Below are 14,142 nucleotides of genomic sequence, written 5' to 3' on the forward strand. Positions count from 1 at the left end.
TACTTTCATCCCTCAGCCTTCCCCTCAGTGTCTCTCAGGAGCTAATCCGACTTTTTCGGGTGACCTCCATAATGCTGAAAGCAATAACTCCCGCATAAAAAGAAATTCTTTGGGAATTTTATCATAGGCTTTTTCAAAGAGCTCTGAATGACCCAATAGCTCAGCTTTCCAAGGTTCTGTCTCTATCATCATGATATTATTGAAGTCTTCTCTGGTAAAGCTTTCAAGACCATTCCAGTCCATATCCTTGTACCTTGGTCTCCAACCAATAGGGCATTCGACCGCGGATATTTTCCCTTTGCAACGACCTATGATCCACTTCAAAACCCGCATATTGTCCCCAAATCCAGGCCATACGAAGTTTCCGTCTTTGTCTTTTCTAAACCAATTGACCCCGAATATTCTTGGAGCATTTTCCAAATCCCTGCCAAATTGTAGCCAGTGATTGAAGTAGTCCCCCATATGGTAACCCATAAAAGGTAACATGGCAAATGGATCACGTCTTACTTTTCCTATTTCACCAAAAGCTGCGGCAGTCATTTCAGAACCCATGGTCGCAGCCATATATACCCCAAAGTTCCAGTTGAAGGCCTGATATACCAAAGGCACTGCAGTACTTCTACGTCCTCCAAAAATAAAGGCAGTAATCGGAACACCTTCAGGATTATCCCACTCCGGATCAATTACCGGGTTTTGATAAGCTGGTGCAGTGAATCTGGAATTGGCGTGGGCAGCAGGTTTTCCACTGTTTTTATCATAAGGATTACCATGCCAATCAGTAAGTCCTTTAGGAATATCTTTGGTCATACCCTCCCACCAAACATCACCGTCTTCGGTAATGGCCACATTGGTAAAAATTGTATTCTCTTTGATACTTTCCATGGCGCTGGGATTGGTATTGTAGTTGGTGCCCGGAGCAACACCAAAATATCCAGCTTCAGGATTGATGGCGTGCAATTTGCCATCATTGCCTTTATGAATCCAGGCGATATCATCTCCTACTGTGGTTATTTTCCAGCCTTCCAGCTCTTCAGGAGGTAGCATCATAGCAAAATTGGTTTTCCCACAGGCACTAGGGAAAGCAGCAGCTACATAGCTTTTTTCATTTTGCGGGCTCTCCACGCCCATGATGAGCATGTGTTCTGCCAACCAACCTTCCTCTCTGCCCATGGTGCTGGCAATACGGAGGGCAAAACATTTTTTACCCAAAAGGGCGTTTCCACCATAGCCACTTCCATAGGAGATAATCAATTTTTCTTCAGGAAAATGGGATATGTATTTTACATTTGGATTGCAGGGCCATTTGACATCTTCCTGACCTTTTTCAAGCGGAGCGCCCAATGTGTGGATGCATTTCACGAAGTTTTCATCAATGTAGGGTATGGCCTGTTTTCCCATTCTGGTCATAATCCTCATATTCACCACTACATACTCACTGTCTGTAATCTGAACACCATATCGGGAAAGGGGAGATCCAAGTGGACCCATACAAAAAGGAATGACATACATGGTTCTTCCTTTCATACTTCCCTTAGTGAGGTCATCAAGTATGGTCTTCATGTCTGCAGGGTTCATCCAATTGTTGGTAGGTCCCGCATCTTCTTTTCTTCTGCTGCAGATGAAAGTTTTATCTTCCACTCTAGCAACATCACTTGGATCAGAAAAACAGGCAAAACTGTTAGGTCTCTTTTTGGGATTCAGTTTGATAAAGGTTCCTTTATCCACCATAAGTTGGCAAAGTGAATCATATTCCTCCTGAGACCCATCACACCAATGAGTTTTTTCAGGATTAAAATGACTAGCCATACTTTCTACCCAAGTCTTTAATTCTGTTTTGATATTTGCAATCATGACATTTTGATTTAGTTAAAAATTAGATATTTCTGCTTTGGAGATTTACTTTACCAAGTATTTATTCCTTTCTTTTTGGTATCTTGAAATTACAGAATAAAAACCATAATTGATGATTAGATAAATTGATTATAATTCTATAATTCAATGATTCATATCATTAAATTTGGTATAATTTTATTGTTAAATCGCAATTATTGGAGATTTTTTTTGTGTTGCCATGCAAATTTATCCAAAGAAAATAAGATGGATTTCTCCAAAATTTTTCCTGAAATTGCTTCTCCCAATGCTGCTGAATGTTTGAACCCATGTCCGCTGCAAGCAGAAGCAACCATTACTTCTGGAAAATCAGGTAATTCATCCACAACAAAATAGGAATCTTGGGTTACTGTATAAATACATACTTTAGATTGAAGTACTTTTTTTTCTATATGATTAAATCTGTTTGCAATTTTCTCTTTGATAAATAGAGAATCTTCATCCGGGCTAACCTCACGGGACAGGGTATCCGGATGGTTTTTTTCTAAAAATGATTCAGAAGCCATTTTTACACATTTTCCATCTAAAGAAGGGAAACCATACACAAAATCTTCCGCACCTTCTCCAAATCCCCACATATAGACCGGCGTTTTTCCCAATTCAAAAGCATTGCCGATCTTCGGAAGCCAATGTAAAATTTGTCTACAGATTTTGAAATGAGGTTTTTCGCTTTCAGATAAAAAGTCTTTGACCCAAGCCCCTGCACTGATAACGGCCCTTCCCGCCTCAAACTGTCCCTGATTGGTAATGATGTTTACGCCTCCACCTTCCAAAGGTCTGATGCCAAGCACCTTGGTATGGGTTTTGATCACAGCTTGGTTTTCTTCAGCCAACTTGATTTGGGTGGTAATCGCCAATTCTGGTTTTAGAAATCCTGCACTTGGTTCGTAATAGGCCATTCCTGATTCTTCCAAATTGAATTCTGAAAAACGTTTTTTCAACTCATGGCTATCAAAGACCTCAAAAGGGATGTCCCCCTCTTTTGCAAACTGAACAGTCCTCTTGAAAAACCCTTCAGATCCGTGTTTTGACCAGCTTTTTCCACCGGAATCAAACAGAAGGCCTCCTGTTGTTGTCATGATTTTTTGCCCGGTCAAAGCTTCAATCGCTTCCCATATTTCATGGGAGCGTTTTACGATGGGAACAAAATCCATTCCTTCACCCACTGCCAACCTTGTAATCCGAGTTTCTCCATGGGAAGAACCCATGGTGTGTGGAGGAGAAAATTGGTCAATTCCCAAGATTCGCTTACCGGATTTACTCAACTGCCAAAGCGTAGAAGACCCTACTGCACCAAGGCCGATTACAGCTACATCGAAAGAATTTCTGTTCATACTGTGCTATTATCTTTATCGATTTCATCCTCTTTTTTCATGAATATTCCAACATCGGTCATTGTTCATTTCCTAACTTCTCGACTCTCGGTTCTCAAATCTCGGTTCCCGCATCTCGCCTCTATTTATCAAACAATGGAGGTCTTTTTTTCTGCCAATCTGTATGATCTTGGTATGCCCTACCCAACATGATGAGTTTTTCCTCTTCAAATAGATTTGCCAGGAAGGTGATGGAGGTTGGGCTTCCATTCTCTGTAAATCCATTTGGAAGACATAATGCCGGATGTCCGGTTAGGTTGGTGATGAGTAGCTGATTTCCTCCGAATGACGGACTGATGATCACATCAAATTCTTGAAACAATGAATGAATTTCTTCTATAAGAATTGAGCGATGCCTGTTTGCCTGAATATATTCCACTGCGGGAATAAATCTAGCAGACCTAAAAATATTGGGCCATGCATTCTTATGCTGAGCGACCAAGAGTTCATCGCTGTTTGACCTGGTTAGATCATCAAAAGCCGCCGCTGCCTCAGCAACCAAAATAAACCTTAAACTCGCAATAGGCATGGAGGTAGTTAATTCCAAAGGATGCAAAGTAAGGCCTAGATTCTTAAGGTCTTCCAAGACCTTTCGGTCATTTTCCAATCCTTCTCCTTCAAACAAACCGGGGAAGTATCCAATTTTAAGTTCTTTTATGCTTTTGGAGGCATCATAATTTAAAGCAGCAGCAATGGTACTTTTGTCCTTCGTATCTAAACCATTAATTATTGAAAGCACAATGCCATTATCCAGGGCCGATCTGGAAATTGGACCGAGTTTATCCATGCTCCAACTCAAAGCCATGGCCCCATGTCGGCTTACCCTTCCAAAAGTAGGCCTCAATCCTGTCACCCCATTTCTTGTGGAAGGAGAGACAATGCTGCCCAAGGTCTCAGTTCCAATAGCAAATGGTACCAATCCGGCGCTGACTGCAGATGCAGATCCTGCTGAAGATCCACTCGATCCTTGTTTCAGATTCCAGGGATTTTTTGTTACTCCACCGTACCAAACATCTCCCATAGCCAAAGCGCCTAAAGTAAATTTACCAACCAAAACGGCGCCTGCATCCTGTAGTTTCTCTACCACAGTTGCTGTTTCATCGATCACCTGATCCTTGTACGGCATTGCTCCCCAAGTACTCTTGGTATCTTTTACAGCCAATAAATCTTTGATACCATATGGTATTCCGTGTAATGGACCTCTGTATTTTCCTTGAGCAATCTCTGCATCCATGGCTTTTGCCGACGCGATAGCTTCATTTTCCAACAGCGTGATCAAGCATTGTAAGGTGTCTGAATAATTTTTTATCCTTTCCAAATAGATTTTCGTCAACCTTTCAGAACTGATTTTTTTATTTTGTATCAAAACTGCTAAATCAGAAACAGGAAGAAAGGCTATATCAGTGTCATCGGCCGGCAATTGGAGATCTTTGGACAAACCCCAACCATGCGGTTTTTGAACCTGATCAGGTATAAAACCATGAGGAAGCGGATTAAAATAGAGGGCAGGGGCTGTTGCGTTTTCCAATTTTTGGTCGCGCATCCGCTCAAAACCGTTTCGCTGATTGGTCAGGTTTTGGATCATGCTGTCTTTCTCGGCGGGACTGAATTCCATTCCGATCAGGCTTTCTGCTCCGGAAATCATTGCAGGACTGATTTCATTTGCTTTTTTTCCAGCTATAAAACCAATAAACAGGAGACTGAAGCCAAGGACAAATAATCCAAGCTTTGACTTGTTTTTAAGAGGCATCATGTAGTTTTGTGTTTGTATTGAAAACCAATCTGAAAGGGATAAGTTAATTTTCCTGAATATAAAGAAATAACATCATGGACAAAAACAGCATTATGCCAAGTTTCCCTATGCCAATGCGTGGACTTCTTTTGCTTACAGGAATGTACACCTTTGCATGGTCGGCATTTTTTAGGTATTTCGGGGGGGACCTCATGAGGTGGCTTGCCATGAATCCAACAGAAATCCCCGAAATCAGCGGAAGGGTTTTTGGTACTGTAGGGATGATAATTGGTTTTCTGATATTTCTTAGTGCTTTTTATCCCATCAGTTGGCATTATCTTATCATGATTGGAATCGCTGGAAAGTTGATTTTGGCAGCTTGGTTTGTCCTTACTTTTATCCCCGAATTGGGTTGGAATAAGCGTTCAATTTTTCACTTGGTTTTCAATGAATTGATTTGGTTGATTCCTCTATCCATCATTCTGATTAGGGCTATCAAAGTGAAAAAATATTTAAAGGATTTACCGGAGGAGGATTAAACATTTATCTGTTTTCCCTCACCAATCTAAACCCGACATCATAACCATTTCCCGGACCAGCACCATGAAATAAATATGTAGCATTGGTGACATCTGATGTTATACTACCTCCTTTCAATACATGTACTTCGCCTTTGGACGGAGGGGATGGATCTGCTAAAACTTCATTGTTGTAGTAATCTTCAACCCACTCCCACACATTGCCCAGCATATCATATATTCCCCAAGGATTAGGCTTTTTTGTACCAACAGGTTTTGTGGTCCCTTTATTTGTTTGTTGAATCCATGCCTGTTCACTTGTCTCTGACCAAGAGAGTAATTCATCATTTCCCGCCCTTGCCGCATATTCCCACTCAAATTCTGTGGGCAACCTGTAGTGGTAAGTTTCATCCCTGGCATTCAGTTTCTCCAAAAACCCCAGCACCATTTGCCAAGTGACGTTTTCAACAGGATGTAAATCCGAGTTTTCACCCACTTTGTCTTCATTAAAAATTGATGGATTGGTACCCATGATCGCTTGCCATTGGCCTTGCGTGACTTCATATTTTCCAATGTAATATGGTTGGGAAATATAAACCCAAAAGCCTGGTCTTGAATCCCTTTCAGCCATTTCCTGACAAAGTTTGAATTCCTTTTCAGTCCATTTGATTTCTTCAGGAACATCACGGGTATCAGGAAAGCTAGGACATTCAATTTCAATTTTTCCCACAAGCATCTTTCCTGGATCGATTTTCTGAAATTCCATATCAATGCTTTTGGTTGACCGAATCTGAATCTGCTGAGCAGAAACAGGGCTAGAAGCCAAAAAGCCAATTAGAAGCAGGATTGGATAAAGGTTTTTCATACTATTCAGCCGGTTTAAGTTCCTTGATCATAATATTCCTGTAGGAATGGGCAGCATCCGGCCTCCAAGAAAAATCACAGCATCTTCCACCCGGCACAGGTTGCAAGGTGGCACTCCAATGTAACTGAAAAGCAATCATCCCTTCAGTTGCATCTCCAATCAAATCATTCCTTATTCCCTCTGCATCCCACATGTGATTTCCATTTATCCACAAAGAGACTTTTGGTAATTCTCCCGTGATCTGGATGCGGAGACTATTCCAATCTCCCTTTTTCCAAACCTCTTCAATATGTTCAATTCTGGCATTGACCGTAGTCCTCAGCATTTCTCCAAAAAGGTTTCCAGTTCCTTTTTCCCCATCTCCAGCCAATTCCAATTGATAGGCAGACCCACTCTCACTTGACCTTAGAAAAATTCCGCCATTTGTTCCTGGATGGCCTTTGAATTCAAGTTGTAGCTCAAAATCCTGATATTTTTTATCGGTGAGAATGATTCCTCCCTGACCATATGGATATTGCTTCATGACAATAGCCCCATCTTCTACATAAAAATTGCCCATGGTTCCATGGTGATTGGTTTTGCTGATATGCCAGCCTTCTAAATCTTTACCATTAAAAATTGAAACAAATTCCTGTGGTGCATAATTATGTTGTGCAAAACTTATATGACTTATTAGAATGAGAAATATTCCTGCAAATTTCCTTCCAGCAAACCCAAAAGAAGAGAAGTATGGAAGGTCAATTCTAAAAACTGAATGAAGTGGTTTTGCCATCAGTATTTCTATTTTATAAACTCGATTCCCGTCATCATGACCAAAGCGTCGCTTTCATTTGCCTGCAAATTCTTTACCACGATATATAAATCATGCAATCCATCTGATTTAGAAACATCAAAGGTAGCCGGAAGACCCATAGCCTCTCCGAAGAAAGGACCCTTATCGCCTTTGGGAGCAGGTGGTATTGTATATGCCTCTCCAATTATCTGTCCTTCGGGATTGCCCGATCTGAGCTCGATGGTTGCTCCAACAAAATGAGACCAATGCCAAAAGCGATTTGGTGCACCGATTTTAATTTGATTGATTCCGGAAAGGTCTATCGCCCTAAATCCTATATGCCCACCTCGGCCTGTAAAAATAAAACCCGGATCATTGGTGGAAGGGGTATAGGAAATGCCCTTTTCGGAGAAGATATCAGCATCTTCAGGTGCCAAAACAGGATATCTAAGTAGAAAATAATCCTTGCCATCCAGATTTAATCCATCCTTTTCTTCGGAACCTTTGTCCGTATAACTGGCCAAAAAAACATAAGACCCCATTTCTAAAGGAGTTCGAAAATACGAGTCAAGCCTTTTACCCCTTCCCCTTTTGTTGTATGCTTTTGTCTGGTATTGGCCTGAGGTTCCCAAATTGGTGTTTTCCTGATTTTCAGAATTTATTTCTAAGATATAATCAATGATCTGGGTGATTTCAGGAGAATTCAGCATGGGCTGTGGAGGCATAGGAGAATCTCCCCATTTACCCGAACCACCATCAGCAATACTTTTTGACAATATTTCAAAAGCCTTGGGATCTTCTTTATACCTCTTTGCGATATCCTGAAAAGAAGGTCCAACCAATTTTCTATCCTCAAGGTGGCAAGAGAGGCAATTGCTTTTTTGTACCAAACCTTTCGCATTGAGATGTTTTAACCTGATCTCGGGATTCAGTTTATCTTGCATCTCCAATAATTCCAATTGTGGATAGCCCATTCCTGAAGGAATATATTGTGCTGTGACCAAAACCTTTTCTTTTTTGATCATTCCATCCATCAAACTTCCATCTTCCTTATCTTCCACAGAAAGTACATATTCGATCATCCCTTCAGGGAAATAAAAACTTTGGTTCCCTTCTAAAATTTGAAATTTTACCTGGGGGCGGCTGTTCCCGGCAATGATTTGAAATGAATCTTCTGAAGAAAGTCCATAGGAATCTTTTACCTTGAGATTTACAAAATATTTTCCTGGTTCTTCAAGTATTAATGTTGGGTTTGGATCTGTGAAATCTTGGACAATTTTTCCATCCATACCTTTGATCGTCCAATTATACGTCAATGGATCTCCATCCATATCCATACTCCCTTCAGAAGACAACTTTAAATTTAAAGGTACTTTACCATCCATTGCAGATGAACTTGCTTTTGCGATGGGTGCCCTATTTCCGGCATTGTATTCTATTCTGGAGATTTTTCCCTGTCCGCCTATCCCATACTCTACCAAATATAAGTCCCCATTAGGACTGAAATCCATATCCAATGGCTGGCTATGGGTCAACATTTCAGCAGGGAGAAATTTCTCGAGGGAAAGCACTTTGGAGCGTGATTCATCCATTTCAACCACCATAATCCAGTTACGGACATAATCTGTGATAAACCACTTGCCTTCGAAATAAGCCGGGAACATCCTTTCCACATTTTCTGAAAAGTCATTTCTTCTAAAAATCGGTCCACCCACCGCCGAACGGGCAGCACTTCCCAAAATGGGCCACTCTTCCGAAACTTGGTAAGGATAAGCGATAAGTGCTTTCTTAGCAGGTGGAAGTATTTTGAGTCCAGTATTGTTGGGAGAATCATTGTAGCTGGAATCGGGTCTATATGGTGCTCCATAAACTCCAGTATTGTAGTCATAGCTATTGTAAGCCCTGTTGTAGCCAATAAAATACGGCCAGCCATAATTTCCAGGACCTTTGGAAACATTGAATTCATCATAACCCATGGGTCCAAATTCTTCGGAGTCCACGCCTGCGTCCGGTCCCACTTCTCCCCAATGTAGGTATTGGGTTTTGGAATCAATGGACAATCTCCAAGGGTTTCTGTTGCCCATTATATAGATTTCCGGCAAAGTGTTAGGGCTATCTTGAGCAAACAAGTTTCCTTCAGGGATGCTGTAAGTGCCATCGGCATGGGGTTTGATTCTAATAATTGTGCCCCTTAAATCATTGGTGTTTCCAGCTGTTCTCGCTTCATCTTCACCTCTTCCTCCTTCATTTTTAAATGGAAGCGGAGAATATTGGGTGGGATGGGAATCAGCCCCAATACTAAGGTATAAGTTTCCATTTTTGTCCCAGGTCATTCCTCCACCAAAGTGTTGTCCGTCCGGCTGTTCCCAAGGAACGGATAGTATAATTTTTTCATTGGCAATGTCCAATAGACCATCTTTTCCCAGTTCAAATCTCGAGAGGCGTAAGGCATCACCCTTGTCGGCAGCAGCAGAATAAAAAAGATAGATTTGTTGGCTACTTTCAAAATCCCTGTCCAATAGAATCCCTATCAGGCCGGGAGCAGTTTCTTTGGTCAGATCCAGCGTACCCAACATTTCAACCTCCCCTGTTTTTTCATTGAAACGCTTGACGTTTCCGATACGCTCTATCCAATAGACGTAACCATTATCGTCAAATTCAATTTGGAGTGGTTCTTCCAAACCTTCGACAACAACTGTTGGGGTAAATCTACTGTCATCAGGTCGAATGGATTCAACTTCTTTAGAATGTTCTTTACAGGCTGTGGCGAATCCGAGAAAGAGAAGAAAGATAATCTTCGTCTTGACTATTGAATAAAAAAAATTACCTGAATTTTTAGGGAAAGCAATCATAGGTGATTATTGGGGGATGTTGAATGATATATAAATATGGAAATTGTCTCTTGAAAAGAGAAAGTAAAATTGACAATCGGCAAATTTTATGACTTTGAATTTATTTCCAATCGACTAATAATTCCTAATAAAGGGCATTTCCATGATACCTGAATTTTGTAAGAAAACACCAATTTTTTAGAATCTTTTTTTAAGTTTGAAACTTATATAGCTGATCCCCGATGAACCGCAGGAAATTTATTATTAACAGTACTTTGTCAACTGCAGGATTGGGTTTAATGCCTGCTTTCTCTCATTCAAAAAATATGAAAATAGCCAATACAGATTTTGGAGTAGCACTTTTTACCCTACCCAAAGCCCTTTCTGAGAATTTTGAAGGTACAATCCGAATGATCAGCGAAATTGGGTACAAGGAACTGGAGTTTTTTGGTCCATACGATTTTAGTGTTGAAGGTGTAAAAAAGAGTTGGAATCAGCTAACACCACTTCTTGGGTTTTCGGGAAGCGGATATTTTGGTCATTCCTACAAAGAAACTAGGGAAATATTGGACAGGTATGGATTAACAGCTCCTGCGATTCATGTGGACCTTCAAACTCTGGATGATAATATGGGTCAAGTGGCAGAGGCTGCAAATGTTCTCGGCCATAAATACGTAGGAATTGCGATGATCCCGGAAGAAATGAGGCCGGATTTGGAAGGGTTTAAGAAAACAATAGATACTTTCAATAGGGTTGGTGCATCTGCCAAAAAATATGGACTGACGTTTTTTTATCATAATCACGGCTATGGCCACAAGGCAATGGAAGGTGTAGTCCCATTTGATTTAATTCTAAAAAACACTGATCCTGAATTGGTAAAAATGGAATTGGATGTTTTCTGGTTTGCTGCGGCAGGAGTAGATTCCAAAAAGATACTCCAGGAAAATCCGGGCAGGTTCCCATTGCTTCATATTAAAGATATGAGCGAGGCAAAAACGTTTGCCGGAGATGGTGGAAACCCTTCAGAATGGATGAGTCTTTTCCCTTATTTGACAGATGCAGGAGATGGGGTTTTGGACCTTCCAGGAATTTTGAAACAGGCAAAAAAATCAGGAGTAAAGCACTTTTTCCTTGAAAAAGACAATACTCCTGAATTTGAAAGCGCATTGATGATAAGTTTTAACTTCCTCTCCAAGCTGAAACTTTAGAAATTTTATAATATGATAATCAACAGAATGATAATTATCAATGCACCGGTTGAGATATAAATACCAGTTCCCCGGAAGGCTTTTGCCTCTTTTTCAAGAGATCTGAGTTCATTTTTCAATTCTTTCTTCTCTTCTTTTGAAAGGGCCGGCAAATCCATTTCCTTGATTTCAAGAACCTTGGATTCGATTTCCAAAAGTCTTTCAGATTCTTCGACCGATAAAACTTTCGGTTCTTTTGATTTGAAAGGTGTAGCCTCAACGGGACTTCCGCTAAAGACAAATAAAGCCGCAGCTGCAGCAAGTGTTAAAAGGGGCTTTTTCATAGATATAAAATTTGATTTTTATTTTAAACTACCAGTCATATCCTCAGGTTTAACCCACTGATCAAATTGTTCATTGGTCAATAAACCTAAATCCAAAGCTGCTTCTCTGAGGCTAGTACCTTCTTTATGTGCTTTTTTAGCAATTGCGGCAGCATTTTCATATCCTATATGAGGATTCAATGCCGTAACCAACATCAATGAATTCTCAAGATGTCTTTTGATAAAAGGCCTGTTTGGTTCGATTCCCACTGCACAATTGTCATTGAAAGAAACACAGGCATCACCGATTAACCTCGCGGATTGCAGGAAATTGGCCACCATCATTGGTTTGAAGACATTCAGCTCGAAATGGCCATTAGATCCACCAATAGAAATCGCCACATCGTTGCCCATTACTTGCGCAGCTACCATGGTGATGGCTTCAACCTGGGTAGGATTTACTTTTCCGGGCATGATGGAGGAGCCGGGTTCGTTTTCAGGAATCAAAATTTCTCCAATACCTGACCTTGGACCTGATGAAAGCATGCGGATGTCATTTGCGATTTTCATTAAGCTTACTGCCAATTGTTTTAAGGCACCATGAGTTTCCACAATCGCATCATGTGCCGCCAAAGCTTCAAATTTATTGGGGGCTGTTATCATCGCTTGTCCAGAGAATTCCGCTATTTTCTTTGCCACTAGTTCAGAGTAACCTTTGGGTGTATTCAACCCCGTACCTACAGCTGTTCCTCCCAATGCCAGTTCTGATAGATGAGATAAGGTGTTTTTCAAAGCCTTCAATCCATGGTCGAGCTGTGCGACATATCCGGAAAATTCTTGTCCCAAAGTCAATGGCGTAGCATCCATAAAGTGGGTTCTGCCTATCTTGACCACCTCCATAAAAGCTTCTGATTTTGACTTCAAGGTATCTCTTAGTTTTTCCACTCCGGGAATAGTGGTTTCCATCACCATTTTGTAAGCTGCAATATGCATTGCAGTGGGAAATGTATCATTGGATGATTGACTTTTATTGACATCGTCATTGGGGTGAATTTTCTTCTTTTCATCCTCTAGTGAACCTCCTAACAATACATGTGCCCTGTAGGCAATTACTTCATTGGAGTTCATATTGGATTGCGTTCCCGAACCTGTCTGCCAGATTACCAATGGGAATTGGTCATCGTGTTGTCCGGTAAGGATTTCATCACATACCTTGGCAATGATATCGGCCTTATCTTGAGTCAAAACACCCAATTCGGTATTGGCCAATGCCGCGGATTTTTTTAAGATCGCAAAAGCCCTGATGATTTCTATTGGCATGCGGTTACGCTCACCGCCGATTTTGAAGTTATTGATGGATCTTTGAGTCTGTGCCCCCCAGTATTTGTCTGCAGGAACTTCCACGGGCCCCATTGTATCTTTTTCTGTTCTAAAGTTCATAGGCTTAAAATCTTGATTACTTTGTTTGGTCTGCTAAATTAGTACCTAAGAGGGATAATACATAAGCAAAGGATTAATTATTAAGTAGACCTAAAAAAATCCCCTGTGATATTTTTATTTTCCGCTTGAAATGGACCCACGCAAACCAATAATTCCCGATTCCCAAAGCAATTGTGATCATTGTCAAGTAGGAATTACCTACTAGAAAAGTAAATATCAAGGCCAAAATTCCTGAAAGCATAGTCCAAAGTCCCAAGAAAAAAACAGATCCTGGAAAGAGACTGTATTCCAGAAAAAGAATACTGCCTGAGGGTGTGCTTTCAATTTCTCCTTTAATCAAAGGTAAAAAACTATCTGCCCTATCGATTACCAAAGAAATTCTGAATTTATTTGTTCCTAGGTTACCGTTAAACAGTTGAACATTGTTTGCATTGGTATTGAAATCCAAAAAATTTGCGTTTTTAGTAACCGAATCCAATCGTTTCAAGATCTCCTCTTTTTTGAGTGTTGAGACCAGCACTTCGCTATGATTTGGACAAAATGACATATTTGGCTAACCCATTAGGGTTGTTATTGTTATTTAGATTATATGTATGTACGCAATGAAGGCCGTAAAATGGTAATTCAATTTAATTCTCGACAGGAAACTGAAATGTCCGTAGCATCTCTGCCTGACCGGCAGGCAACCTGTTTGAAGTAGAATATTGGGATACTGGTAAAGAAGCGGATAACCATATTACATTAGCATAAATATTACCTTAACAAATATGACTTCCAAAATCATTTCTGAAAGAATGACATTCCAAATTGATGGAGACCCTGAAAAAGTGATGAAAAGAATTTGGAGCATTGGAGGTGAATCAGGTTGGTATTATGCGACCCATCTTTGGAAAATCAGAGGATGGCTGGATAAGATGACAGGGGGAATCGGTTACAGAAAAGGAAGAAGAGATCCTATTGAGCTTTCCGAAGGTGATCCGATTGATTTTTGGAGAGTGGAGACAGCTGATAGGAAAAACAAAATTCTCAAGCTAAAAGCTGAAATGAGCCTTCCGGGAATGGTTTTTCTCCTATGGGAAATCAAACAAAATCAACTAATACAAACTATTGATTTTATCCCAAATGGTTGGAAAGGAAAGGCCTATTGGTTTCTTGTCAGGCCTTTCCATTTCTGGATTTTTTACAATTTGGGCAAGAGATTGGTCAAATAA

General features: G+C 40.5%; 12 protein-coding genes. 3 read left to right on the forward strand and 9 right to left on the reverse strand.

Annotation, left to right across the window (positions count from 1 at the left end; translation table 11 throughout):
• Positions 1–24 precede the first annotated feature (24 nt).
• The 3 genes from HMJ38_RS15915 to HMJ38_RS15925 form a co-directional block, all read right to left on the reverse strand.
• A complete protein-coding gene (locus tag HMJ38_RS15915; RefSeq protein WP_194975411.1) occupies positions 25–1,851 on the reverse strand; it encodes a phosphoenolpyruvate carboxykinase (GTP) in 1,827 nt (608 codons plus the stop codon).
• A gap of 194 nt (positions 1,852–2,045) precedes the next feature.
• Entirely contained in the window at positions 2,046–3,224 is a 1,179-nt protein-coding gene (gene solA / locus HMJ38_RS15920) for an N-methyl-L-tryptophan oxidase (RefSeq protein ID WP_194975412.1), read from the reverse strand.
• A gap of 121 nt (positions 3,225–3,345) precedes the next feature.
• Entirely contained in the window at positions 3,346–5,016 is a 1,671-nt protein-coding gene (locus HMJ38_RS15925; protein ID WP_194975413.1) for an amidase, read from the reverse strand.
• 74 nt (positions 5,017–5,090) lie between these two features.
• On the opposite strand from HMJ38_RS15925, the gene HMJ38_RS15930 reads away from it, so the two are divergent.
• Entirely contained in the window at positions 5,091–5,534 is a 444-nt protein-coding gene (locus HMJ38_RS15930) for a hypothetical protein (protein WP_194975414.1), read from the forward strand.
• A 4-nt stretch (positions 5,535–5,538) separates the two neighbouring features.
• Here HMJ38_RS15930 and HMJ38_RS15935 read toward each other — a convergent pair whose 3' ends face one another.
• The 3 genes from HMJ38_RS15935 to HMJ38_RS15945 are packed head-to-tail and all read right to left on the reverse strand — an operon-like array spanning position 5,539 to position 10,002.
• Complete coding sequence (locus HMJ38_RS15935) at positions 5,539–6,378, reverse strand: formylglycine-generating enzyme family protein (protein WP_194975415.1); 840 nt, start codon at positions 6,376–6,378, stop codon at positions 5,539–5,541.
• 1 nt (position 6,379) lies between these two features.
• On the reverse strand, positions 6,380–7,150 hold the full coding sequence (locus HMJ38_RS15940; RefSeq protein WP_194975416.1) for a 3-keto-disaccharide hydrolase: 771 nt from the start codon (positions 7,148–7,150) through the stop codon (positions 6,380–6,382).
• Positions 7,151–7,158: 8 nt separating this feature from the next.
• Positions 7,159–10,002 (reverse strand): PQQ-dependent sugar dehydrogenase, encoded by a 2,844-nt coding sequence (locus HMJ38_RS15945; protein WP_194975417.1) that lies wholly within the window; start codon positions 10,000–10,002, stop codon positions 7,159–7,161.
• A 305-nt stretch (positions 10,003–10,307) separates the two neighbouring features.
• Between HMJ38_RS15945 and HMJ38_RS15950 the strand changes: the two genes are divergently transcribed.
• Positions 10,308–11,189 carry a sugar phosphate isomerase/epimerase family protein gene (locus HMJ38_RS15950; RefSeq protein WP_228780094.1) on the forward strand — a complete coding sequence of 294 codons (882 nt, stop codon included), beginning with the start codon at positions 10,308–10,310 and terminating at the stop codon, positions 11,187–11,189.
• Between the two features lie 5 nt (positions 11,190–11,194).
• Here the strand turns inward: HMJ38_RS15950 and HMJ38_RS15955 are convergent, their stop codons facing one another.
• The 3 genes from HMJ38_RS15955 to HMJ38_RS15965 form a co-directional block, all read right to left on the reverse strand.
• Positions 11,195–11,512: a hypothetical protein gene (locus tag HMJ38_RS15955; RefSeq protein WP_194975419.1), complete on the reverse strand. Its 318-nt coding sequence runs from the start codon at positions 11,510–11,512 to the stop codon at positions 11,195–11,197.
• 18 nt (positions 11,513–11,530) lie between these two features.
• Positions 11,531–12,931: a class II fumarate hydratase gene (gene fumC, locus HMJ38_RS15960; RefSeq protein ID WP_194975420.1), complete on the reverse strand. Its 1,401-nt coding sequence runs from the start codon at positions 12,929–12,931 to the stop codon at positions 11,531–11,533.
• A 73-nt stretch (positions 12,932–13,004) separates the two neighbouring features.
• On the reverse strand, positions 13,005–13,478 hold the full coding sequence (locus HMJ38_RS15965; RefSeq protein WP_194975421.1) for a hypothetical protein: 474 nt from the start codon (positions 13,476–13,478) through the stop codon (positions 13,005–13,007).
• Positions 13,479–13,698: 220 nt separating this feature from the next.
• Between HMJ38_RS15965 and HMJ38_RS15970 the strand changes: the two genes are divergently transcribed.
• Positions 13,699–14,142, forward strand: coding sequence for a DUF2867 domain-containing protein (locus HMJ38_RS15970; RefSeq protein ID WP_194975422.1), 444 nt, complete (start codon positions 13,699–13,701; stop codon positions 14,140–14,142).

The organism is Aquiflexum lacus (assembly GCF_015476655.1).
In the GTDB taxonomy this organism is placed as follows: domain Bacteria; phylum Bacteroidota; class Bacteroidia; order Cytophagales; family Cyclobacteriaceae; genus Aquiflexum; species Aquiflexum lacus.

Excerpts from the sequence above, each read along its gene's own strand:
- HMJ38_RS15915 (WP_194975411.1), bottom strand. The coding sequence starts at position 1,851 with ATGATTGCAAATATCAAAACAGAATTAAAGACTTGGGTAGAAAGTATG.
- HMJ38_RS15965 (WP_194975421.1), bottom strand. The coding sequence starts at position 13,478 with ATGTCATTTTGTCCAAATCATAGCGAAGTGCTGGTCTCAACACTCAAA.
- HMJ38_RS15970 (WP_194975422.1), top strand. The coding sequence starts at position 13,699 with ATGACTTCCAAAATCATTTCTGAAAGAATGACATTCCAAATTGATGGA.
- HMJ38_RS15930 (WP_194975414.1), top strand. The coding sequence starts at position 5,091 with ATGGACAAAAACAGCATTATGCCAAGTTTCCCTATGCCAATGCGTGGA.
- HMJ38_RS15955 (WP_194975419.1), bottom strand. The coding sequence starts at position 11,512 with ATGAAAAAGCCCCTTTTAACACTTGCTGCAGCTGCGGCTTTATTTGTC.
- HMJ38_RS15925 (WP_194975413.1), bottom strand. The coding sequence starts at position 5,016 with ATGATGCCTCTTAAAAACAAGTCAAAGCTTGGATTATTTGTCCTTGGC.
- fumC (WP_194975420.1), bottom strand. The coding sequence starts at position 12,931 with ATGAACTTTAGAACAGAAAAAGATACAATGGGGCCCGTGGAAGTTCCT.
- HMJ38_RS15940 (WP_194975416.1), bottom strand. The coding sequence starts at position 7,150 with ATGGCAAAACCACTTCATTCAGTTTTTAGAATTGACCTTCCATACTTC.
- HMJ38_RS15950 (WP_228780094.1), top strand. The coding sequence starts at position 10,308 with ATGAAAATAGCCAATACAGATTTTGGAGTAGCACTTTTTACCCTACCC.
- solA (WP_194975412.1), bottom strand. The coding sequence starts at position 3,224 with ATGAACAGAAATTCTTTCGATGTAGCTGTAATCGGCCTTGGTGCAGTA.
- HMJ38_RS15945 (WP_194975417.1), bottom strand. The coding sequence starts at position 10,002 with ATGATTGCTTTCCCTAAAAATTCAGGTAATTTTTTTTATTCAATAGTC.
- HMJ38_RS15935 (WP_194975415.1), bottom strand. The coding sequence starts at position 6,378 with ATGAAAAACCTTTATCCAATCCTGCTTCTAATTGGCTTTTTGGCTTCT.